The sequence below is a fragment of the Paraburkholderia azotifigens genome, from assembly GCF_007995085.1.
GTDB classification, from domain to species: domain Bacteria; phylum Pseudomonadota; class Gammaproteobacteria; order Burkholderiales; family Burkholderiaceae; genus Paraburkholderia; species Paraburkholderia azotifigens.
The window spans coordinates 1,302,813-1,325,939 of record NZ_VOQS01000003.1; the positions used below are offsets into that span (position 1 = coordinate 1,302,813).

The following is a 23,127-nucleotide window of genomic DNA, read 5'->3' on the forward strand; positions in this document are numbered from 1 at the left end:
TGCGGTTCCTCGCGGCTAGCGCTGCCGCAGCCACACGCGGCACAGCGAGATCAGCTTGTCGACGTCGATCGGCTTCGAGATGTAGTCGTCGGCGCCCGCTTCGAGGCAGCGTATGCGGTCCTGCGCCATCGCCTTCGCCGTCAGCGCGATGATGGGCAGATGCGCAAAGCGCGGGTCGCGGCGGATATGCGACATCGCCGTCAGGCCATCCATCTCCGGCATCATGATGTCCATCAGCACGAGATCCACCTCGCGTCCGCTGTTCAGCGCTTCGAGCGCCTCGCGTCCGTTGCGCGCGATTTCGAGCGTCGCACCGAGCGGCTCGATCACGTGCGACAGCGCGAAGATATTGCGCACGTCGTCTTCCGCGAGCAGGATGGTGCGCCCTTCGAACTGGTTGTCGCGTTGGCGCACCGTGCGCAGCATGCGCTGCTGTTCGGGCGCGAGCGACGACTCGACGCTATGCAGGAACAGCGTCACTTCGTCGAGCAGACGCTCCGGCGACTTCGCTCCCTTGATGATGATCGATTTGGAGTAGCGGCGCAGCCGGTGCTCTTCATCGCCCGACAGCATGCGGCCCGTGTAGACGATGACGGGCATCGCCTGATGCGTGACGTCGGCGGCAAGCTGTTCGAGCAGATCGTAACCCGTGCCGTCGGGCAGCGCGAGGTCCGTGACGACGCAGTCGAACAGCGTCGACGACAGTTGCTCGAGCGCGCCCGCGAGCGTCGCGACAGCGACGATCTGCGTGGTCTCGCTTTGCAGCAGCGCGCGGATGCTTTCGCGCATCGCGGCGTCGTCCTCGATCACCAGTACGCGCTTCATGCGCTGTTGCAGACGGCTTTCGAGCCGGCGGATCGCCGCTTCGAGGGTGGTGCGCGCGGTCGGTTTCAGCGTGTAGCCGACCGCGCCGAGATGCAGCGCCTTTTCGGCGTGGTCCGTCGCGGAGACGATGTGAATCGGGATGTGGCGCGTCGCAGGATCGTTCTTCAGCCATTCGAGCACCGTCAGCCCCGAGCGGTCGGGCAGGCCGACGTCGAGCAGCACGGCCGTCGGCTGCATGTCGCGCACGAGCGTCAGGCCCGTCGTGCCGTCGGCGGCATGGACGAAGTCGAAGTCGAGTTCATGCGTGAGATCGCGCAGGATCTCGGCAAAGGCGAGATCGTCTTCGATCGCGAGAATCAGGCGCGCTTCATGGCGGCGCGTGTCGCGGTCGTCGGCGATCGAAGCGGGCGCGCTGCCCGTGGACGCAGGCGCGGATTCGATCGCGGCCGATGGCGTGCGCGCGGGCATCGTCAGCGGCGCGAAGGCTTGCGGCGCCTGCGCCTGCGATGCGTGCGCCCGTGCTTCAGCCGTGCGTTGCAGCGGCAGCCAGAGCGTGAACACGCTGCCCTGGCCGGGCTCGCTTGCCACACTCACGCGGCCGCCGAGCAGCCGTGCGAATTCGCGCGAAATCGACAGGCCGAGGCCGCTGCCGCCATAGTGACGGCTCGTCGAGCCGTCGGCCTGCTGGAACGCTTCGAAGATCAGTTCGAGCTTGTCGGCAGCGATGCCGATGCCTGTGTCGCGCACGTCGAAGCGCAGCGTGTCCGCGTCGCTGGCCGCCACCGTCAGCGCGACTTCGCCGTGCTCGGTGAACTTCAGCGCGTTCGACAGCAGATTGCGCAGGATCTGCGTCACGCGCTGACCGTCGGTGAAGATCGTCTCGGGCACGCCCGGTGCGCGCTCGACCGAAAACTGCAGATGCTTCGTGGCCGCCATCGGCTCGAACATTTCGCGCAGCGACTGCAGCATCGAATCGACGGGCACCCGTTCGCTGTCGATCGTGATCTGCCCGGCTTCCACTTTCGACAGATCGAGAATGTCGTTGATCAGCACCAGCAGATCGCTGTTCGACGCATGGATCGTTTCCGCGTAGCGCACCTGCTCGTCGGTGAGATTGCCCGTGCGGTTCTCCTGCAGCAGGCGCGCGAGGATCAGCGAGCTGTTCAGCGGCGTGCGCAATTCGTGCGACATGTTCGCAAGAAACTCGGACTTGTAGCGGCTCGACTGCTCCAGCCGGCCGGCATTCGCTTCGAGTTCGCTCTGCGCCTGGAGCAGGTCGGCCTTCTGGCGCTCCAGGCGCCTGGCGTAGTCTTCGAGCTGCACGTTCGTCTGCTCGAGTTCCGCCTGTTGCGCCTCGAGCCGCGATTGCGACTCGACGAGCGCGCGGCCGCGCTCTTCGAGACCTTCGTTCGACACGCGCAGTTCTTCCTGCTGCACCTGAAGCTCTTCATTCAATTGCTGCGTTTCGGAGAGTGCGTCCTGCAGACGCTCGCGATACAGCGCGGCTTCGATGAAGTCGCCCATGCTGTTGGCGACCAGTTCCAGGAACTCGTGATCGCGCGGCGCGATGTTGCGCATGAAGCCCATTTCGACGACGCCGTTCACGATGCCGTCGTTTTCGATCGGCAGAACGACGAGATTGCGCGGCGGGCTCATGCCCGTGCCGGACACGACTTTCACGTAGTCGTCGGGGACATCGTGCAACACGAGCGTGCGGCGCGACGCGGCTGCCTGGCCGATCAGGCTTTCGGCGTCGCGAAACGAACGCGTCGCCTGTTCGCTCTCTTCGCTGAAGCCGTAAGTGGCGACGCGCTTGAGACTGCTCGTCGCACGGTCGCGCACGTACAAGGCCGCGACCGCGACGTCGAGATATTGGGCGAGAAAGTCGAGAATCGCGCGGCCGACGAGGGGGGGACTCGACTGGCCGACGATCTTCTCCGCGAGCAGGCGCTGCCCGGAGCGCAGCCACACCTGCTGCTGCAGGACTTCAGTGTGTTCGGCCTGACGCGCGAGCACGCCGTCATACGATTCGGACAGGTTCAGCAGATCGCGCCGTCCGCGCCACGCGATCGCGCCGCTGATCGACAGGCTGACGAGCAGAAACACGCCGACCAGAATGGCCGTGACGTTGCGCGTGTCGCTGGAGCGCTGCTGGCGCAGTGTTTCTTCCACGGCCAGAAACTGCCCGAACAGCCGCCGCGTTTCGTCGAATTCGATTTTGCCGCGTCCGCTCTTCACTGCGTCGGTGTAGTCGAGATTGCGCCGGCGCAGATCGATCATCTCCTGCGCGAAGCGGTCCCAGCGTTGCTGCACGCCGCGAATGCGCTTGAGCTGTTCGACCTGCGACGGGTTGTCGGACACCAGCTCCATCAGCGTATCGACTTCCGTTTCGAAGCGCGGCTGGCCCAGCTGATACGGCGCGAGGAAGGCCTCGTCGCCCGTGATCAGAAAGCCGCGCAAAGCGGACTCGCGATCGACCGCGAGGCGCAGCATTTCGTTCGCGTTGCCGATCACGCGCTCCGAATGCTCGACCCAGCTCATCGTGTTGACGAGGTAGGCGATCAACGCGACGAACACCGCCATCGTGACGACGCCGAGTGCGAGCGGCAACGCGATATTGCGGCGAATGATGCGGCGAAAACTGATCTGATCGACAGCGGCCGCGGCGGTCATTTTTTCTCCGCTGCCGCCTCGTGCGTGTGATGGATTCGGCATTTTTGACTTGAGAAAGCGTTGGCGTCTTTAGTTGTAGCCGGAATGTGCGACTGCACGGCGATGCCCATACGTGGCGATGCGATTCGTTGTGTGGGCAAGCGTCGGAAGTATCACACAGCGTCACGGGTTCGTGTAAATGCACGCTGAAACGCGGGCTGCGCGCAGAGGCCGCGTGACGAGCGATGAAGCGCGGAGAAGAAGCGGACGACAAAAAGCGTACGACAAAAAGCGGACAACAAAAGGCGCAAAACAAAAAGCCGCACGCCGAAAATGCCTGCGTGCGGCCGGTCGAAACGAAAATCGAACGATGCTTTACTGGCTGGCGCCTTGTCCAACACCTGCCTTTTTCTGCGCGTTTTGCAAATCCTGCGGGTAGTTCGGGTCATTGGCGCGGCCAGGCTGGTAGCCCGCGTCTTCGAGCTTCTTCAACTCAGCGTTCTTCTTCGCGCGTGCTTCTTTGCGGGCCTGCTTTTTCTGCTGCTTGGTCGGCTTCGCGGGCGTCGTAGCGGCGCCCGTTGCGTCCGTGCCGCCCGAAGCGTCCGAAGTCTGCGCGAAGGCCGGCGCAGCCGCGCCGATGCCCAACGAGGCCGCGGCGAGAAGGACGATCAGTTTTCTGGCGTTATGCATTTCCGTTCTCCTGTCGTAGAAGCTTTGCGATCGATTCCGCTTGCGCGGCCTGAGTCGGATCCAACCCGGCTTCGTGCAATCTGTGCCAGGGGAGTCCAATGTACCCGACACGCACGGATCGCGCCTGGCAGGGTTGTAGAATCCAGCGGACATGAACTGCTATTTCCGCATACGGAATCGAAACACAACAGGAAAGGAGACCCGGAATGTCCGTTGCTGCAACCGTCTATCGCGGCGATGTCGTCGAGAACACGCATATTGCGCACGTGGCCGTCGTCGATACGGATGGACAACTGCTGTATGCGAGCGGCGATCCGTCGCGCGTCACGCTGGTGAGATCGGCGGCCAAACCGGCGCAGGCGCTCGCTGTCGTCGAAACGGGCGCGCTCGAACGCTTCGGTTTCGACGACGCGGACCTCGCACTGATGTGCGCCTCGCACAGCAGCGAAGCGCGGCATATCGAACGTGCGCGCCGCATGCTCGCGAAGTCGCAGGCCACTGAAGACGACATGCGTTGCGGCGGTCATCCGCCCATCTCCGATGCCGTCTACCGCGAGTGGATCAAACGCGACTTCGTGCCGGGCCCCGTGTGCAGCAACTGCTCGGGCAAACACGCGGGGATGCTGGCGGGCGCGCGGGCGCTCGGCGTGGCGCTCGCCGGCTATCACCTGCCGGAGCATCCGTTGCAGCAGCGCGTGAAGCGCGCGGTGGCAGAAGCCTGCGATCTGCCCGCCGACGGCGTGCAATGGGCCGTCGACGGCTGCAATCTGCCGACGCCTGCATTCCCGCTCGACCGTCTCGCGCGCCTTTACATGAAGCTCGCGCGTGCCGCCGACGGACAGGCTTCCGCCGACGCGCAACGAGACGCGGCGCTCGCGCGCATCTATCGCGCGATGACGGCGCATCCCGAGATGGTCGCGGGCGAAGGGCGGTTCTGCACGTTGCTAATGAGCGCATTCGAAGGCGCGCTGGCAGGCAAGCTCGGTGCGGACGCGAGCTACGCGATCGGCGTGCGCGCGTCGGCGCAGACGGCGAAGCTCGGCGCGCAGGGCGCGCTCGGCATTGCGGTGAAGGTGGAAGACGGCAACACGGCGATCCTTTATGCGATCGTCTCTCAACTGCTGACGCAACTCGGCATCGGCGGAGAAGCAGAACATCGCGCACTCGATGCGTTCCGCCTGCGCACCATGCGCAACACGGTGGGGCTCGAAACAGGCCGCGTCGAAGTGGCCGTGCCGCTCGTCAAGGTGAATCGGACGCGCCTAGCCTGATGACTGGCTATCGCTGCCGGGAGGATCGAACATCGCCTGACACTTCGGCGAGAGCTTGTCGTAGTGTTCTTTCATGCAGGCTTCGATCTTCTCCTTGTTGGGGATATGGATTGCGCAGAACTTGATCGCGTCGTGCTTGCACGCCCTGGTCTGTTCGTCACGCGTGGCGGCTGTGCCGACGTTCGCCGCCGCCATGCATGCGACCAGCAAAAGTAACGGTTTGAGCTTCATTGCCGTTGGTCCATGTCGAAGTGAATGCGCGGGGTGTTCCGGGTTCGTTTCGAGTAAAGCAGCCAACTCATCTGCGATCAAGCAAAAAGCGAACCTAACGCGGCGCAGCGCACCCATGGCGACATCAGGCAAGCGCGATAATGCCCGTGCATGGAGCTGCGTCAAAGCGCAAGGCGGCGCGTGCTCCCCATGCTATGCTTGCACAGCCCGCAAAGGGAACGGTACAGCTATCCGCATTCGCACGGCCACAACAAATACATCATGGACTACCGGCATCTTCAGAAACGCAAAAGCCTGCATGCGCGGATCGTGCAGGAACTCGGCATCGAAATCGTCAGCGGCAGGCTGGTGCCGGGCGAACGTCTGCCCGCCGAAGCGACGCTCTGCGAAAAATATGGCGTGAGCCGTCCCGTGTTGCGCGAAGCGACGCGTGTGCTGGTGGCAAAAGGGCTGGTCGTGTCGAAGCCGCGCGTGGGCAGCGTCGTGCGGCCGCGCGAAGAGTGGCACATGCTCGATCCCGATGTGCTCTACTGGACGCTCAACAGCATTCCCGAAGGTGAGTTCTTTCTGTCGCTGATGACGGTGCGCCGCATCATCGAACCGGCGGCCGCCGCGCTCGCCGCAACGGCGGCAACGGACGAAGACCTCGCACGCATCGGCTCCGCATATGACCGCATGGAGCACGCGCAAAGCGCCGGCGATCTGCTCGAACCGGACCTCGAATTCCACCGCGCGATCATGGCCGCGACGCACAACGACATGCTCGCGTATATCGGCAACATGATGTCGCTCGCGCTGTCGGAGTCGATCAAGCTGACGAGCCGCCATCCCGACACGCACGCGCTGTCGTTGCCGCGCCATAAGGCCATTCTCACCGCTATCCTGAATCGCGATGCGCTAGCCGCGCGTCAGGCAAGCCTCGTGCAGCTCGAACATGCGCGAGCCGATGCCGATACGATTCTCGGCATTGCCTCGCACAGTCTGACGTGATTAACCGCGCGTGAATCGACGGCGCGCTCAGTGCGAATGCGGCGGCACTTCCGCGCCGCGGCAACCCACCAGAAAGTCGAAGTCGCAGCCCTGATCGGCCTGCAGCACGTGGTCGATATAGAGGTTGCGATAGCCGCTCGCGTCGGCGGGATTGCGCTGCTGCGTCTCCTTCCATTCGGCGAGACGCGCGGTCATTTCTTTCTCGTCGATATCGACATGCAGGCGGCCCGCGTCGCAATCCAGTTCGATCCAGTCGCCGTTACGCACGACGGCGAGCGGTCCGCCCGCACGCGCTTCGGGCGCCACGTGCAGCACCACCGTGCCGTACGCCGTGCCGCTCATGCGTGCGTCCGACACGCGCACCATATCCGTCACGCCTTGCGCGAGCAGCTTCGGCGGCAGGCCCATGTTGCCGACTTCGGCCATGCCCGGGTAGCCCTTCGGTCCGCAGTTCTTCATCACGAGCACGGAATCCGCCGTGACATCGAGTTCGGGATCGGCGATACGCTTCTTGTAGTCGTCGAAGTTTTCGAACACGACTGCACGGCCGCGATGCTTCAACAACGCAGGCGTTGCGGCAGACGGCTTGAGCACCGCGCCGTTCGGCGCGAGATTGCCGCGCAGCACGCACAGGCCGCCGTCTTCGCGCAGCGGCTTGTCGAGCGGACGGATCACTTCGTCGTTATAGATCGGCGCTTCGATGCAGTTCTCCCACAGAGACTTGCCGTTCGCCGTCAGCGCATCGGGATGCGGCAGCAGACCCGCTTCGCCGAGCCGGCGCAGGACGGCGGGCAGGCCGCCTGCGTAATAAAACTCTTCCATCAGGAAGCGGCCGGAAGGCTGCAGGTCGACGAGTGTCGGCGTGCCGCGCCCGATGCGCGTCCAGTCGTCGAGTTCGAGGTTCACGCCAATGCGCCCCGCAATCGCCTTCAGATGAATCGCCGCATTGGTCGAACCGCCAATCGCCGCATTCGCGCGGATCGCGTTTTCGAAGGCTTCGCGCGTGAGCAGCTTCGACAGCCGCAAGTCTTGCAGCGCCATTTCGACGATGCGCATGCCCGACAGATGCGCGAGCACGTAGCGGCGCGAATCGACAGCGGGAATCGCCGCGTTGTGCGGCAGCGTGACGCCGAGCGCTTCGGCCATGCAGGCCATCGTCGAGGCCGTGCCCATCGTGTTGCAGGTGCCCGCCGAACGCGACATGCCCGCTTCCGCCGACATGAACTCGTGAATCGAAATCTTGCCCGCTTTCACCTGCTCACTCAGTTGCCACACGACCGTGCCCGAGCCGATGTCGCGGCCCTCGTGCTTGCCGTTGAGCATCGGTCCGCCGCTCACGACGATCGCGGGCACGTCGCAACTAGCCGCGCCCATCAGCAGCGCGGGCGTGGTCTTGTCGCAGCCGGCCAGCAGCACGACGGCATCGATCGGATTGCCGCGAATCGATTCTTCGACGTCCATGCTCGCGAGGTTGCGCGTGAACATGGCAGTGGGACGCAGGTTCGATTCGCCGTTCGAGAACACGGGAAATTCGACGGGGAAGCCGCCCGCTTCGAACACGCCGCGCTTCACGTGCTCGGCGAGCTTGCGGAAGTGCGCATTGCACGGCGTCAGTTCGGACCACGTGTTGCAGATGCCGATGATCGGCTTGCCGGCGAATTCGTGATCGGGGATGCCCTGATTCTTCATCCAGCTGCGGTACATGAAGCCGTTCTTGTCGGCAGTGCCGAACCAGGCGGCGGAGCGCAGCTTGCGGGGTTGGTCGCTCATGGTGTCTCGTTCAGTTTTGTTCAAATATAGTAAGACTATATGCGCCGAGCGCGGCGATGTCCATTGGGGCTTACAAGCAAACTTTTCAAAAGTCCGTCGCGCGTCGAATGTCTTAAATAGCGGGTACGTATTGCGCCGCCACCTACATTTCGTGACGCTGAGGTCGATAAATAGAATGACTTTTTGTTGTTGTGCATGGGGGAAAACACCAATCACAACGTTTCCGTGTCACGCATATAGTTTGGCTAATTCGTCGATTGACGGTTCAGCTGCGCGGCAAAACTGAGGAGTCTCAAATAGTGGCAATTTCGGGCACATGCTTCTTCGGATCGCTCGCGGCGCGGCTCGGTCGGCAGCTCGACACGATGTCGGATTCCGCTCGCGTCGATTCATGCGAACTCGCACGCGAAGCACAAGCGCTTGCGTTACGCTGAGGGCCGCTAACAATCCGTTAGTCCCTCGAAGCTCTATCGCCCACTATATGAACACCAAACTTTCTATCGGCATCGTCGGCGTTGGCAAGATTGCGCGCGACCAGCATCTTCCTGCTATCGCCGCGCTCGACGGCTTCGATCTCGTCGCGTGCGCGAGCCGCAATGCGCAGGTCGAGGGCGTGCGCAACTACAGGACGATCGAAGAGATGCTCGCGGGCGAACCGCAACTCGACGCGATTTCGCTGTGCGCGACGCCGCAGGTGCGCTTCGATCAGGCGCGCGCCGCGCTCGCAGCCGGCAAACATGTGATGCTCGAAAAGCCGCCTGGCGCGAGCGTGCACGAAGTCGAGGTATTGCGTTCGATGGCGCGCGCCGCGGGCCGCACGCTGTTCGCGACGTGGCATTCGCGCTATGCGCCCGCGGTCGAAACGGCGCGCGAATGGCTCGCGTCGCGCACGCTGCAGGAAGTGCAGGTGCGCTGGAAGGAAGATGTGCGCCGCTGGCATCCGGGCCAGGCGTGGATCTGGACGCCGGGCGGACTCGGTGTATTCGATCCCGGCATCAATGCGCTGTCGATCATCACGCACATGCTGCCGCGTGAAATCGTGCTGCGTGAGGCAGCGCTCTCGGTGCCCGCCAATGTGCAGACGCCGATTGCCGCCGACCTCGATTTCATCGACGAAGCAGGCGTGCCCGTGCGCGCCGAGTTCGACTGGCGTCATGGTCCCGTCGAGCAATGGGAAATCGAAGTGAAGACGACGGATGGCGCGCTGCATTTGAGCGAAGGCGGCAAGAAGCTCTCGATTGCGGGCAAGCCCGTCGAGATCGGACCCGAGCGCGAATATCCGTCGCTGTATGAGCGGTTCCACTGGCTGATCACGCATGGCGAACACGATGTCGACGTGCGCCCGCTGCGGCTGGTGGCCGATGCTTTCCTGCTTGGCCGTCGTCACGAGGTCGAGCCGTTTCACGACTAGAGCCTGAGAGACACACGGGCCCGGTCGTTCATTTAGACCCGTTAAACGCTGATTCGAACAACCACAAGCAACGACTGTTCAAGGAGACAAGCATGACCCGTAAGCTTCGACGCCTTACTTTGTCCGCGATGGCCGCAGCACTGCTCGCCACGCCGTTCGCCATGCAAATGACCGCGCACGCGGACACGCCGCTTAAAATCGGCGTGCTCGTGAAGATGCCCGAGCAGGCATGGTTCATCAACGAGCAGAAGGCGGCGACGGCTCTCGGCCAGAAGGAAGGCTTCTCGGTCGTGAACATCGGCGCGCCTGACGGCGAGAAGGTGCTGGCCGCGATCGACAACCTCGGCGCACAAGGCGCGCAGGGCTTCGTGATCTGCCCGCCGGACGTGCGTCTCGGACCGGCCATTCAGGCTCGCGCGAAACGCTACAACATGAAGTTCGTGACCGTCGACGATCAACTGGTCGACTCCACGGGCAAGCCGCTCGCGGGCGTGCCGCACCTGGGCATGTCGGCGTTCAAGATCGGCAATCAGGTCGGTCAGGCGATCTCCGACGAAATGAAGAAGCGCGGCTGGAAGCCGGAAGAAGTGGGCGCGATCCGCATCACCGACTACGAATTGCCGACGGCAAAGCTGCGCACCGACGGCGCAACGGAAACGCTGCTCGCGAACGGCTTCAAGAAGGACAACGTCTTCGACGCGCCGCAAAAGACGACGGACGACGAAGGCGGCTTCAACGCGGCATCGCCCGTGCTGTCGAAGCATCCGAACATCAAGAAGTGGGTGATCTTCGCGCTGAACGAAGAGACCGTGCTGGGCGGCGTGCGCGCTACCGAGCAGCTGCATATCCCCGGTTCGGATGTGATCGGCGTCGGCATCAACGGTGCGGGCGAAGCGTTCGCCGAGTTCCAGAAGAAGGAACCGACGGGCTTCTACGGCACGATCGCCGTCAGCTCGACGAACCACGGCAAGCAGAGCACGCAGAACCTCGTCGACTGGATCAAGTCGGGCAAGACGCCGCCCGCCGATACGCAGACGACGGGCAAGCTGATGACGCGCGAAAACTGGAAGGACGTGCGTACGGAACTCGGAATCTGATGCGGTAGAAGAGATGCAAAACACGATGAACGCGAAGGACGCCGCTGCATCTGCTGCTTCGGCACAAGTTGTCGCTCCTCTGGAACAGCCGTTGACCGCGGCCGCCACGCATCTCGAACTCGACGGCGTCACCGTCGCGTTCCCGGGCGTGGTGGCGCTCGACAACGTGTCGTTCGAAGTGCGCGGCGGTGAAGTGCACGGCCTGATGGGCGAAAACGGCGCAGGCAAATCGACGCTGCTGAAGGTGTTGTCGGGCGTGAACCAGACGCAGTCGGGCGCGTTGCGCCTCGCCGGCGTCGAACACAAGTTCACGACGACGAAGGCCGCGATCGAGGCGGGCATCGCGATCATCTATCAGGAACTGCATCTCGTGCCCGAGCTGACGGTCGCGGAAAACCTGATGCTCGGGCAGTTGCCGAACCGTTTCGGCGTGCTCGACGAGAAGGCGCTCGTCAAGCGCGCAATGACGGAACTCGAGCGCCTCGGCGAATCGATCGATCCGAACGCGCAGGTGAAGAGCCTGTCGATCGGCCAGCGGCAGATGATCGAAATCGGCAAGGCGCTGATGCGCGACGCGCGCGTGATCGCGTTCGACGAGCCCACCAGCTCGCTGTCCGCGCGCGAAACGGAACGGCTCTTCAAGATCATCAATGCATTGCGCGCCCAGGGGCACGCAGTGATCTACGTCACGCACCGGATGGACGAGGTGTACGAACTGTGCGACCGCGTCACCGTGTTCCGCGACGGCCGCCGGATCGAAACGTTCGACTCCGTTGCGGACCTCGATCGCGACCGGCTGATCAGCTGCATGGTCGGCCGTTCGATTCGCGACGTGTATGGGTATCGTCCGCGCGAAGCGGGCGAGGTACAGCTTGAAGCGAAGCAGTTGATGGGGCCGGGGCTCTCCGCTCCGGTCTCCTTCACTGCGCGCAAGGGCGAAATTGTCGGCTTCTTCGGGCTCGTGGGCGCGGGGCGTTCCGAGCTGATGAAGCTGTTGTATGGCGCAACGCAGCCGACGAACGGCCATGTCGAGCTGAACGGCAAGCGCGTGGCATTCGCGACGCCGCGCGACGCCGTGCGCGCGGGCATCGCGCTGTGCCCGGAAGACCGCAAGCAGGAAGGCATCGTGGCGATCGCGTCGGTGGCCGACAACCTGAACATCAGCGCGCGGCGGCATTTCAGTCCGTTGAGCTTTCTGCTGAACGGCAAGCGCGAACGCGAGCTCACGCGCGAATACATCGACAAGCTGTCGATCAAGACACGCAACACCGAAACGATGATCGGCACATTGTCGGGCGGCAACCAGCAGAAGGTGATTCTGTCGCGCTGGCTGGCGGAGCGCATCGACGTGTTTCTGCTCGACGAGCCGACGCGCGGCATCGACGTCGGCGCCCGCGCGGAAATCTACGACCTGCTGTACGACCTCGCGGAAGCGGGGCGCACGGTGATCGTCGTATCGAGCGATCTGGCCGAAGTGATCGGTGTTGCGGATCGCGTGCTGGTGATGAAGGAAGGGCGCATTGTCGGCGATCTGCCCAAGGCGCAAGCCACGCCCGATCAACTGATCAAACTCGCCTTGCCGCAATGACGCGCGCGTTCTTGCGCGCGCGATGAAGCCACGGCGGATGCAACAACGCACCACGTAGACCACGGAACTGGAAGACCATGCAAACACCGAGCACACGTCCGGCGACCGAGCCGGCAACCAAACACGCCGCATCGCCCGGCGCGGCCGCGCACGCGGCACGCACGTGGGATCTGATCAACAAGTCGGGCATCGTGATGGTGTTCGTCATTCTGTTTGCGGTGCTGTCGTTCGCAGTGCCCGACTTTCTGACGAGCCGCAACATGCAGGGCCTGCTGCTCTCCGTCACGCTGATCGGCTCGATCTCCGTGACGATGATGTTCGTGCTCGCGCTCGGCGAAGTGGATCTGTCGGTGGCGTCGATCGTCGCGTTCTCGGGCGTGGTGGCCTCCACGCTGATTACCGCGACGCATAGCGTGATGCTCGGCGTCGCGGCAGGCGTGCTGGCGGGCGGCGCGGTCGGGCTGGTGAACGGCGTGTTGATCGCGCGCTACAAGATCAATTCGCTGATCGTCACGCTGGCGATGATGGAAGTGGTGCGCGGCCTCGCGTTCATCACATCGAATGGCGACGCCGTGATGATTTCGGAAGAAAGTTTCTTCGATCTCGGCGGCGGCTCGTTCCTCGGCATTTCGTATCCGATCTGGAGCAACATCGTCGGCTTCGTGCTGTTCGGCTTTCTGCTGCGCAAGACTATTTTCGGCAAGAACGTGCTGGCGGTCGGCGGCAATAGCGAGGCCGCGTTGCTCGCCGGTTTGCCCGTCACGCGCATCAAGGTGACCGTGTTCGTGCTGCAAGGTCTGGTGACGGGTTTTGCGGGCGTGATGCTCGCGTCGCGGATGAGCCTCGGCGATCCGAAGACGTCGGTCGGCCTCGAACTCGGCGTGATTTCGGCGTGCGTGCTGGGCGGCGTGTCGCTGACGGGCGGCGTCGCGACGATTTCGGGCGTGCTGGTCGGCGTGCTCATCATGGGTTCGGTGCAGGACGCGATGAGCCTGCTCAATGTGCCGACGTTCTATCAGTACCTGATTCGCGGCGGTATCCTGCTGCTGGCCGTGCTGTTCGATCAGTTCCGGCGGAGCAAGCGGAAGGTTTGAGGTTTCTTGCTGTTGCGCTGACCGGGTCGGGATTGGCAGGTCAGAGGTCAGCGCAACATAAACGACATCGCCGACAGGCAATTCAACGTGCGCACAGCATGCTCGACAGAAGGCGTCGAGAATCGCAGCGTGACGCCGTCCACGCGCTCCAAGGAAGGCATCTGCGCGAACAGATCGGCAAGCGCACTAGTCTGCACGCGCAGTTCGATATCCGCAGGTTGACGCGCGACTCGTTGTGCAGCGACGCCATGACCGTCAAACCCGGCGACAACATCCCGCGCCGCATCCCTGATCGCCCCGCACGCACGTTCCGGTGTTTGTGTCACGCCGCTTCCATAACCCGTCGCCTGTTTCGTGACCACGAATATCGCGTCGGGAAACTGCGGCTTCGTCTCTTGCGCAAACACATCGTCGCCCGATAGCAACGCGACACGCACGCCATATTCATCTGCCAGCGCGCCATACAAACCTGCTTCACCCACGTCGCGCCCGTTCATCGTCACGCGCGTGAACGCGAAGCTGTTGATCGTATGCGCGAGAATGCCTTGCGATTGCGCCATCGCGTGATAGCCGATCATGAACACGATCTGCGGCCCGCATTCGAGTCCCGCCATCATGCCGAGCGTGCGCGGTTTGCCGAGGATCACGTTCGCTCGCGCGTCGAGCATGTCGGGCAGCAGATTGCGAAAGCCGCCGTGCGAGTCGTTGACCCACACGTCCGTCGCGCCGCCCGCGAATGCGCCTTCGATCGCCGCGTTGGCTTCGAGCGTCATCCAGCGGCGCGCGCGTTCGTACTCGCCGTTGCCCGCGCGCGTCTGCTCGGGGTTCACGACACCAGCAACGCCTTCGATATCGACGGAAATCAGTACTTTCATGTTGTGCGCGGTTTCAGCAGTTGTTCGAGATCGGGGACGGCGTCGTGCAGCGAAAGACGCCTATGCGTGTCGCGGCCCGTGACCGTGGTGGCGGACCACAGCGCATCGACGATCGCCTGTTCGACGCTGTCGGCGCATGCCTGAAACAGCGGGTCGAGACGCGCGTCGTTGAGCAGCGGCGGCGTGGCGACGAAGTCGCCGTCATGCGGCACGGTCCACGCCGTCGAGAACGCGAGCGCGATATCGCCGCTGCCGTGCCCATACACCGAACCCGTGCGCGCGAGGCCCGCGGCGGCGCGCATCGACAGACGCTTGAGCTGGCGCGAATCGAGCGGCGCATCGGTGGCGACGATCATGATGATCGAGCCTTGTTCGGGTCTGGGTTTCGCCGTTTGACGCCGCAGAGCGAGTTCACGACCGAGGGGTACGCCGCCGATCGTCAGCATCGGCAGCCGGCCGAAGTTCGCAAGCACGAGCGCACCGACCGCGAAATCCTTGCTCCCCACGCTCGCCACGCGCGACGCCGAACCGATTCCGCCTTTCAGATCGAAGCTCGACATCCCGCGCCCCGCGCCGACCGAGCCGCGCTCGAACGTAGAAGCTGTCGCATCGAGCGCTTGCATGTAATGCGACGGCTCGACGGCAAGCGCCTGAATATCGTTCAGATACCCGTCATTGCATTCGAGCACGAGCGGATTGACGGTCGACCATTCGCGCCCGATCTGCGGATTGCTCGCGATCGCCGCACGAATCTGCGCCTGCGCCACAGCCGCGACACCGAACGTATTGGTCAGCGCGACCGGCGTTTCGAGCACGCCGAGTTCTTCGATCTGCATGAGTCCGATGCTCTTGCCGAAACCGTTGATCACACTCGCAGCAGCGGGCACCTTCTGACGATACGGATCGTCGCGATGCGGACGGATCACGGTAACGCCCGTTTGCGCCGCACCGTCGTCGAGCGTGCAATGCCCGACGGTCACGCCGCCAACATCCGCAATCGTGCCCAAAGCGCCTGAAGGCAATACGCCGACATGCGGCATGGAAACAACGCTCATGGCCGGTCCAGCTTCGGATCGAGCGCGTCGCGCAGACCGTCGCCGAGCAGATTGAATGCGAGCACCGTCAGGAAGATCGCGAGACTCGGAAACAGCGCGATATGCGGCGCCGTCACCATATCGGCGCGCGCTTCGTTGAGCATCGCGCCCCACTCGGGCGTCGGCGGCTGCGCGCCGAGGCCGAGGAACGACAGGCTCGCGGCCGTAATGATCGACGTGCCGATCCGCATCGTCAGATACACGATCACCGATGAAATCGTGCCCGGCAGAATGTGCCGCATGATGATCGTCCAGTCCGACGCGCCGATGCTGCGTGCCGCTTCGATATACGTCAGCTGCTTGAGCATCAGCGTATTGCCGCGCACGAGCCGCGCGAACGCGGGAATGCTGAACACGGCGACAGCCGCGATCACGTTGATCATGCCGTTGCCGAGAATCGCGACAATGCCGATGGCGAGCAGAATGCCGGGGAACGCGAACAGCACGTCGGCGACGCGCATCGTGATGCGGTCCCACCAGCCTTCGTAATAGCCCGCCAGCAAACCGAACAGCGTGCCGATGATCGCGCCGATCGCCACGGAGAAAAAGCCCGCAGCCAGCGAAATGCGCGTGCCCGCGACAATGCGGCTGAAGATATCGCGGCCGAGCGAATCGACCCCGAACCAGTGCGCAACGGAAGGCCCGGCGTTCAACGCGTCATAGTCGAAATAGTTTTCCGGATCGTACGGAACGATATGCGGACCCACGATCGATACAACCACGAGCAGCAGCACGAACACGCCCGCCGCGAGGGCGACATGCTGCTTGCGGAATTTACGCCAGAACTCGCTCCACGGCGTGCGGATCGCGCGCTCCTCGTGAGCGGACGAGACGGTGCTGGTGTTGTCGGCAGTCGTGCTCATGCGGGCCTCACTTGAAACGGATGGTCGGATTGATGACGGCATACAGCACGTCGACGACCAGATTGATGACGATGAATTCGAGCGAGAAAAGCAGTACTTCGGCCTGAATCACGGGATAGTCGCGCATCGCGACGGCGTCGACCAGCAGGCGTCCCATGCCCGGCCAGTTGAACACCACTTCGACGACGATCGAACCGCCGAGCAGAAAGCCGAATTGCAGGCCCATCATCGTGACGACGGGAATCATCGCGTTGCGCAGGCAGTGCTTGATGACGACCCACTGTTCGGCGACGCCCTTCGCACGCGCGGTGCGCACGAAGTCTTCGTTCAGCACCTCGACGAACGATGCGCGCGTGAAGCGCGCCATCACGGCGGCGACGGCGGCGCCGAGCGTGATCGACGGCAGCACATAGCTGCGCCACGAACCGTCGCCGACAATCGGCAGCCAGCCGAGCTGCACGGAGAACACTTCCATCAGCAGCATGCCGAACGCGAACGCGGGAAACGAAATGCCCGACACGGCGAGCGTCATGCCGAGCCGGTCGGGCCATTTGTTGCGCCACACGGCGGACACGATGCCGATCGCCATGCCGAAGATCACGGCCCACACCATGCTGACGAGCGTGAGCAGCAGCGTCGGCATGAAGCGCTCGCCGATCTCCGCGGAGACAGGGCGCTTGCTGCGCGTCGAGATGCCGAAGTCGCCATGCGCGATGCGCACGAAGAAGTTCACAAACTGTTGCGGCATCGGCTTGTCGAGACCGAGATCGGCGCGCACCAGCGCGACGGTGGCATCGTCGGCTTCGGGACCGGCGGCGAGCCGCGCGGGATCGCCGGGCAGCATGTGCACGAACAGGAACACGAGGCCGGCGACGATGACGAGCGTCGGCAGCAGGCCCAGCAGACGTTTGACGAGAAAATTCAGCATGAGAGCGATCCGCTATCGAAAACCATGTGCGGCATGAAGCGAGCGCGCTGGCCCCAGGACATCAGCATGCGCATGGGAGCCAGCGCAACGCGCGCGATTACTTCAGCGCGATTTCATCGAAGTTGAACGAGCCGTCCGGCGCGACGAACGCACCCGAAAGGCGTTTGCTGCGCGCGTACACGACCTTCTCCTTGACGAGGAAGATCCACGGCGCGTCGGTCCAGATGCGCTTTTGCGCGTCGCCGTAGAGCGCCGCCTTCTGCGTGCGGTCGGTCGTTTCGAGCGCCTTCGTCAGGTCGCTGTCGACGGTGTCGTTCTTGTAGTACGCCGTGTTCACGAGCTTCGGCGGGAACGACGACGACGCGAGCAGCGGCGTGATGCCCCAATCCGCTTCGCCCGTCGACGACGACCAGCCGATGTAGTACATGCGCACGGGCGCCGTGGCCGGGTCTTGCGCGCTCTCCACCTTCGCGACGCGCTGGCCCGCTTCGAGCGCTTCGACGCTCGCCTTCACGCCGACTTGCGCGAGCTGCTGCTGCACGAACTGGATCGCCTTCTGCGCCGTCGAGTTGTTGTACGCCGACCAGAGCGTCGTCTCGAAGCCGTTCGGATAGCCCGCTTCTTTCAGCAGCGCGCGCGCCTTCGCGGGGTCGTACGGCCAGGGGCCGAGCTTCGTCGCGTAATCGACGCCTTCGGGCAGCACGCCGTCGGCGGGCACCGCGTAACCGGAGAACGCGACCTTCGCGAGCGCTTCCTTGTTGATCGCGTAGTTCAGCGCCTCACGCACCTTCGGATTGTCGAACGGCTTCTTCGTCGTGTTCAGGCTGACGTAGCGGTTGATGATCGACGGCGTGGCGACGATGTCGACCTTCGGGCTCGATTGCAGCGCCGATGCCTGCTCAAACGGAATGCGGAACGCGAAATCCGCTTCGCCCGTGCGCATCAGCGCCGCGCGCGTGTTGTTGTCGACGACAGGCTTCCAGTCGATTTCGTCGATCTTCGGATAGCCCTTCTTCCAGTAGCCGTCGAACTTCTTCACGGTCAGATCGCCTGCGGGATCCCACTTCACGAGTTCGAACGGACCCGTGCCGACGGGGTGAAACGCGAGATCCTTGCCGAACTTCTTCATCGCGGCAGGCGAAATCATCACGGACGACGGATGCGCGAGCACGTTGATGAACGCCGAGAACGGCGCTTTCAGCGTGACCTTCACCGTGTACGGATCGACCACGTCCGTCTTCTCGATACGGCTGAACATGTTGTAGCGCTTCAGCTTGTTCGCCGGGTCCGTCACGCGGTCGAAGGTCGCTTTCACAGCGGCTGCGTTGAAGTCGGTACCGTCCTGGAACTTCACGCCCTGGCGGAGTTTGAACGTGTAGACGCGCGCATCGGGGCTCGCTTCGTAGCTCGTTGCGAGCACGTTGACGAGCTTCATGTCCTTGTCGAAGCCGAACAGGCCTTGATAGAACGACTTCGACACGGCTTGCGAGAGCGTGTCGTTCGCGTCGTACGGATCGAGTGTGGTGAACGTCGAGTCGACGGCCATCACGGCCGTCTGCGCGGCATGGGCGCCCGCCGACGCGAGCATCGCAAAGACCAGCGCGCCGCTCGTCACGAGCGAACGCAGGCGCAACGGTTGACACAAGAGAGGCATAGTCATCGTCATCTTTTCAAAACTCCACTGAGCAAGAGAACTGCTTGTTGTCATGCCGCTGGTCTGCGCGGCTTCTGGTTGTGCTGCCTGAATTGCTTTCGTCGACGGGACACGCTCAATACGCGCCGCCGATCCGGTGCGTGGCCACGAAATGATCCGGCCCGACGGCGACGAGCGGCGCAACGACGGGTTCATCGTCGAGCGAACGAATGGGGCTCGGCAGTTCGTCGGCGGCGAGCATGCGCTTCGCGTGGCGGCGCGCGGGATCGGCGACGGGCACGGCGCCCATCAGCTTCTTCGTGTACGGATGCTGCGGCGATTCGAAGACCGCGCGACGCGGGCCGATTTCGACGATCTGACCGAGATACATCACCGCGACGCGATGACTGATGCGCTCGACGACAGCCATGTCGTGCGAGATGAACAGATACGCGACGCCCAATTCGCGCTGCAGATCCAGCATCAGATTGACGATTTGCGCCTGCACGGAGACGTCGAGCGCCGACACCGATTCGTCCGCGATCACGACTTTCGGATTGAGCGCGAGCGCGCGTGCAATCGCGATCCGTTGACGCTGGCCGCCGGAGAATTCATGCGGATAGCGGCGTGCGGCGTCGGCGGGCAGGCCGACCTTGTCGAGCAGCCACGCGACGCGCTCTTGTGCTTCCTTGCCGCTCGCGACGTTGTGGACGAGCAGCGGCTCCATGATCGAGAAGCCCACCGTCAGACGCGGATTGAGCGACGCGAACGGATCCTGGAAGATGAACTGGATATCGCGGCGCAGCGCCTGCAACGAAGGGCCGCTCAGCGAACTGATGTCCTTGCCGTCGAATTCGATGCTGCCGCTCTGGCTTTCGACGAGACGCAGCAACGAGCGCCCCGTCGTCGATTTGCCGCAACCGGATTCGCCGACGAGCGCGAGCGTTTCGCCCGCGTGCAGATCGAAGCTGACGCGCTCGACGGCATGCACGCGGCCCGTGAGCTTGCTGAACGGGCCGCTGCGCACGGGAAAACGCGTGACGAGATCGCGCACGCGCAGGACGGGTTGTGCGGCAGCATGCGTATTCGTATGCGTATGCGTATGCGTGTGCGTGTGCGTCTCATGAGACGCTTTCGCCTGTTCGCCATCGAGCGTGAGCAGCGAGAACTTCGCGGGCGCATCCGTGCCTTGCATCGAGCCGAGTTTCGGCACAGCGGCAAGCAGCGCTTTCGTATAAGGATGCGCGGGCGCCGCGAACAGCTTCGCCGACTCGCCTTCTTCCACCTTGTCGCCGCGATACATCACGAGCACACGGTCCGCGACTTCGGCGACGACGCCCATGTCGTGCGTGATGAAGATCACGCCCATGTTCATCTCGTCCTGCAGGCCGCGAATCAATTGCAGGATCTGCGCCTGAATCGTGACGTCGAGTGCGGTCGTCGGTTCGTCGGCGATCAGCAGCGATGGCTTGCACGACAGCGCCATCGCGATCATCACGCGCTGTCGCATGCCGCCCGACAGCTGGTGCGGATAACGTGCGGCCACGCGGCGCGCTTCCGGAATGCGCACGAGATCGAGCAGACGCAGTGCTTCCGCGTGCGCTTCGCTGCGGCTCTTGTTCTGATGCAGCGCGATCGCTTCGCCGATCTGGTCGCCGACCGTGAACACGGGATTCAGCGAAGTCATCGGCTCCTGAAAGATCATTGCGATGTCCGCGCCGCGAACAGAGCGCATCGTGGCTTGCGACGCCTGCGCGAGATCGAGCACGCTGCCGTTGCGCCGGCGAAATGCGATGCTGCCGTTCGCGATCTTTCCGCCGCCATGTTCGACGAGCCGCATCAATGCGAGCGACGTCACCGACTTGCCCGAACCCGATTCGCCGACGATCGCGAGCGTCTCGCCGCGATCGACGGTGAGCGACAGGTCGCGCACCGCGTTGAACGTGGTCTCGCCGCGACGGAATGCAACCGTCAGGCCGTCGATGTCGACGACACGTTGCGGCGGCAGGTTATCGAGCAGGCGTGGCGGCTTCGGCGTATTCGGCACGGTGGTTTCTCTCGGCGTCTGTTGCAGGGGATTGCGCGGGCGTGGCGGTGTTATCGATAGATCGCTGTGACGGGCGTTTCGCCGACGCGCGCATAGCCGCGGTACATGCCCTCGGTGTTGAACGGCAGCACGACGTTGCCGTGCGCGTCGACGGCGATCAGGCCGCCGCGTCCGTCGATGCGCGGCAAGCGGTTCATCACGACATCGTTCGCGGCTTCTTCGAGCGGCACGCCGCGATAGGCCATCTGCGCGGCGACGTCGTAAGCGGCGACCATGCGCATGAACATTTCGCCGGAACCGGTGGTGGATACGGCGCAGGTGGCGTCGTCGGCATAGCAGCCCGCGCCGATCAGCGGCGCGTCGCCGACGCGGCCGATCTGCTTGTTCGTGATGCCGCCCGTCGACGTCGCGGCTGCGACGTGGCCGTACAGATCCACGGCGACCGCGCCGACCGTGCCGAACTTCCTGTTCGGATCGATGGGCTCGTGAGGCAGCGTGTCGGCTGATTGAGCGGCCGCGAGCGTCGCGCCGTCGTGATCGAGCATCGCGCGATGCTGCTCGCGCGCAAGCTGCCACTGACGATACCGCGCGTCGGTATGGAAATACGACGGATCGACGAATTCGAGGCCCTGTGCCTGCGCGAACGCTTCGGCGCCTTCTGCGGTGAACATCACGTGCTCGCTGTATTCGAGCACATGGCGTGCGGCGACGATCGGATTGCGCACGCGCTTCACGCACGACACGGCGCCCGCTTCGAGCGTGCGGCCGTCCATGATCGACGCATCGAGTTCGTGCGTGCCCGCCGACGTGAACACCGCGCCGTGCCCGGCGTTGAACAGCGGACAGTCTTCGAGCAGCCGCACGGCTTGCGTGACGGCGTCGAGCGCGCTGCCGCCGTCGGCGAGCACGCGCTGCGCGGCGACGAGCACGGCGCGCAATTCGGCGTGATAGCGGGCTTCCGCATCGGGGGCCATCGACGCGCGCACGATCGTGCCCGCGCCACCGTGAATTGCGATTACCGCGTTGGTGGTCATTGCTTCTTCTTTGCGTGGTGAGGAGTGGGCCGCGTGGCGGTCTTCGATTGGGCTGGCAACGACGCTGTGTCGGTGAGCCACGGCAACACGAACTCGGTCATGTTGGCGGCGGCCTGCGCGGAACGCTTCGCGCGGAATGCGACGGCGTCGCACAGCGCCTCGATTACCGCGAGCACGGTCGCCTCCGATGTCGCGGCGAGACGGCGTTCCGCGCGAATGAAGAGCGAGCGCGTGGCGAGCGCGGCAAGCGGCGAGGCCGGGCTGTCCGTCAGTGCGAGCACGTCCGCGCCGAGACTGGCGGCGCGGCGCGCGAGTTCGATGGTGTCGTCGACATAGCGCGGGAAGGCGATGGCGATCACGAGATCGCCCTTGCCCGCGTTGAACAGGCGGCGCGCCGCGTGCGTCGGCCCGCCGATCAGCGCGAGCGACTGCACGTTGTCGTGATACGGCAGCAGGTTGTGCTCCATCAGGCTCGCGAGAAACGCGCTCGCGCCGCAGCCGATGATGAACACGCGCCGCGCGGCGATGATCGCTTCCACGGCGACTTCGGCGGCCGCGCCGTCGATTGCGCCGCGTGTCGTACTGAGATTGGCCGCGGCCTGTTCGAGCGACGCGCTGAACAGTTCGTCGCCGTTCGTCTGCGATTCCTGCGCGGAACGCAGACGCTCGACAGGCGCGAGTGTCGCTTCGAAGCCGCGCACGAGCGCTTCGCGGAACGCGGGGTAGCCGTCAAAGCCGAGGGCGCGCGCGAAGCGGTTTGCCGTCGCGATGGAGGCGCCGACTGCCGTCGCCAGTTCGTCGATACGCATGGTCGCGGCGCGGAACTGGTTGGCCAGCACGAACTCGCCCATGCGCCGGTGGACGGGCGTGAGGATCGGCATCGCGGCCGTGATGCGCGCGGCGATGGCGGGCTCGGCGGCAGCGGGTGAAGTGGAGCGGTGGCGGGACATCGGTGTCGGCTTTGCTGGTTACGCACGAAGCTGGAATGAAAGTGAATTTACATGAAATTGCTGTCGTGAAAAAAAATTTTCTTC

18 protein-coding genes are annotated in these 23,127 nt (G+C 63.9%); 6 read left to right on the forward strand and 12 right to left on the reverse strand.

Going from position 1 to position 23,127, the window contains the following annotated elements:
- Positions 1-15 precede the first annotated feature (15 nt).
- Together FRZ40_RS23160 and FRZ40_RS23165 are read right to left on the reverse strand one after the other, a co-directional pair.
- The gene (locus FRZ40_RS23160; protein WP_147235710.1) at positions 16-3,498 is read right to left on the reverse strand and encodes a response regulator; all 3,483 of its coding nucleotides are present in this window, start codon (positions 3,496-3,498) and stop codon (positions 16-18) included.
- 354 nt (positions 3,499-3,852) lie between these two features.
- Complete coding sequence (locus FRZ40_RS23165) at positions 3,853-4,167, reverse strand: DUF4148 domain-containing protein (RefSeq protein ID WP_028366860.1); 315 nt, start codon at positions 4,165-4,167, stop codon at positions 3,853-3,855.
- Between the two features lie 206 nt (positions 4,168-4,373).
- On the opposite strand from FRZ40_RS23165, the gene FRZ40_RS23170 reads away from it, so the two are divergent.
- Positions 4,374-5,438 carry an asparaginase gene (locus tag FRZ40_RS23170; RefSeq protein ID WP_147235711.1) on the forward strand — a complete coding sequence of 355 codons (1,065 nt, stop codon included), beginning with the start codon at positions 4,374-4,376 and terminating at the stop codon, positions 5,436-5,438.
- Here FRZ40_RS23170 and FRZ40_RS23175 read toward each other — a convergent pair.
- Positions 5,430-5,786 (reverse strand): hypothetical protein, encoded by a 357-nt coding sequence (locus FRZ40_RS23175; RefSeq protein ID WP_420873879.1) that lies wholly within the window; start codon positions 5,784-5,786, stop codon positions 5,430-5,432. The two genes, FRZ40_RS23170 and FRZ40_RS23175, sit on opposite strands and share 9 nt — an antisense overlap.
- Before the next feature lie 144 nt (positions 5,787-5,930).
- On the opposite strand from FRZ40_RS23175, the gene FRZ40_RS23180 reads away from it, so the two are divergent.
- On the forward strand, positions 5,931-6,659 hold the full coding sequence (locus tag FRZ40_RS23180; RefSeq protein ID WP_028366863.1) for a FadR/GntR family transcriptional regulator: 729 nt from the start codon (positions 5,931-5,933) through the stop codon (positions 6,657-6,659).
- 27 nt (positions 6,660-6,686) lie between these two features.
- On the opposite strand, the gene FRZ40_RS23185 is transcribed toward FRZ40_RS23180, so the two are convergent.
- Entirely contained in the window at positions 6,687-8,429 is a 1,743-nt protein-coding gene (locus FRZ40_RS23185; protein ID WP_147235712.1) for an IlvD/Edd family dehydratase, read from the reverse strand.
- Positions 8,430-8,910: 481 nt separating this feature from the next.
- Here FRZ40_RS23185 and FRZ40_RS23190 point away from each other — a divergent pair, with 481 nt between their 5' ends.
- From FRZ40_RS23190 to araH, 4 genes are all read left to right on the forward strand, one after another.
- Complete coding sequence (locus FRZ40_RS23190) at positions 8,911-9,840, forward strand: Gfo/Idh/MocA family protein (RefSeq protein ID WP_028366865.1); 930 nt, start codon at positions 8,911-8,913, stop codon at positions 9,838-9,840.
- Positions 9,841-9,932: 92 nt separating this feature from the next.
- Positions 9,933-10,937: an arabinose ABC transporter substrate-binding protein gene (locus FRZ40_RS23195; RefSeq protein WP_028366866.1), complete on the forward strand. Its 1,005-nt coding sequence runs from the start codon at positions 9,933-9,935 to the stop codon at positions 10,935-10,937.
- Between the two features lie 13 nt (positions 10,938-10,950).
- Positions 10,951-12,525: an L-arabinose ABC transporter ATP-binding protein AraG gene (araG, locus tag FRZ40_RS23200; RefSeq protein WP_420873880.1), complete on the forward strand. Its 1,575-nt coding sequence runs from the start codon at positions 10,951-10,953 to the stop codon at positions 12,523-12,525.
- 77 nt (positions 12,526-12,602) lie between these two features.
- The gene (araH, locus tag FRZ40_RS23205) at positions 12,603-13,619 is read left to right on the forward strand and encodes an L-arabinose ABC transporter permease AraH (RefSeq protein WP_028366868.1); all 1,017 of its coding nucleotides are present in this window, start codon (positions 12,603-12,605) and stop codon (positions 13,617-13,619) included.
- A 47-nt stretch (positions 13,620-13,666) separates the two neighbouring features.
- Here araH and FRZ40_RS23210 read toward each other — a convergent pair whose 3' ends face one another.
- The 8 genes from FRZ40_RS23210 to FRZ40_RS23245 all read right to left on the reverse strand — a co-directional run bounded on the left by FRZ40_RS23210 (position 13,667) and on the right by FRZ40_RS23245 (position 23,043).
- Positions 13,667-14,494 (reverse strand): M55 family metallopeptidase, encoded by an 828-nt coding sequence (locus FRZ40_RS23210; RefSeq protein ID WP_147235714.1) that lies wholly within the window; start codon positions 14,492-14,494, stop codon positions 13,667-13,669.
- The gene (locus FRZ40_RS23215; protein WP_147235715.1) at positions 14,491-15,549 is read right to left on the reverse strand and encodes a DmpA family aminopeptidase; all 1,059 of its coding nucleotides are present in this window, start codon (positions 15,547-15,549) and stop codon (positions 14,491-14,493) included. The genes FRZ40_RS23210 and FRZ40_RS23215 overlap by 4 nt, the downstream gene beginning before the upstream one ends.
- Positions 15,546-16,451, reverse strand: a complete 906-nt coding sequence (gene gsiD / locus FRZ40_RS23220) for a glutathione ABC transporter permease GsiD (protein WP_028366871.1) — start codon at positions 16,449-16,451, stop codon at positions 15,546-15,548. Before gsiD ends, FRZ40_RS23215 begins: the two co-directional genes overlap by 4 nt.
- A 7-nt stretch (positions 16,452-16,458) precedes the next feature.
- Positions 16,459-17,379, reverse strand: a complete 921-nt coding sequence (gsiC, locus tag FRZ40_RS23225) for a glutathione ABC transporter permease GsiC (protein ID WP_028366872.1) — start codon at positions 17,377-17,379, stop codon at positions 16,459-16,461.
- A gap of 97 nt (positions 17,380-17,476) precedes the next feature.
- Positions 17,477-19,039, reverse strand: coding sequence for a glutathione ABC transporter substrate-binding protein GsiB (gene gsiB / locus FRZ40_RS23230; protein WP_147235716.1), 1,563 nt, complete (start codon positions 19,037-19,039; stop codon positions 17,477-17,479).
- Between the two features lie 109 nt (positions 19,040-19,148).
- The gene (locus FRZ40_RS23235; RefSeq protein WP_147235717.1) at positions 19,149-21,059 is read right to left on the reverse strand and encodes a dipeptide ABC transporter ATP-binding protein; all 1,911 of its coding nucleotides are present in this window, start codon (positions 21,057-21,059) and stop codon (positions 19,149-19,151) included.
- Between the two features lie 50 nt (positions 21,060-21,109).
- The gene (locus FRZ40_RS23240) at positions 21,110-22,093 is read right to left on the reverse strand and encodes an isoaspartyl peptidase/L-asparaginase family protein (protein WP_028366875.1); all 984 of its coding nucleotides are present in this window, start codon (positions 22,091-22,093) and stop codon (positions 21,110-21,112) included.
- The gene (locus FRZ40_RS23245) at positions 22,090-23,043 is read right to left on the reverse strand and encodes a MurR/RpiR family transcriptional regulator (protein ID WP_147235718.1); all 954 of its coding nucleotides are present in this window, start codon (positions 23,041-23,043) and stop codon (positions 22,090-22,092) included. The genes FRZ40_RS23240 and FRZ40_RS23245 overlap by 4 nt, the downstream gene beginning before the upstream one ends.
- Positions 23,044-23,127 lie beyond the last annotated feature (84 nt).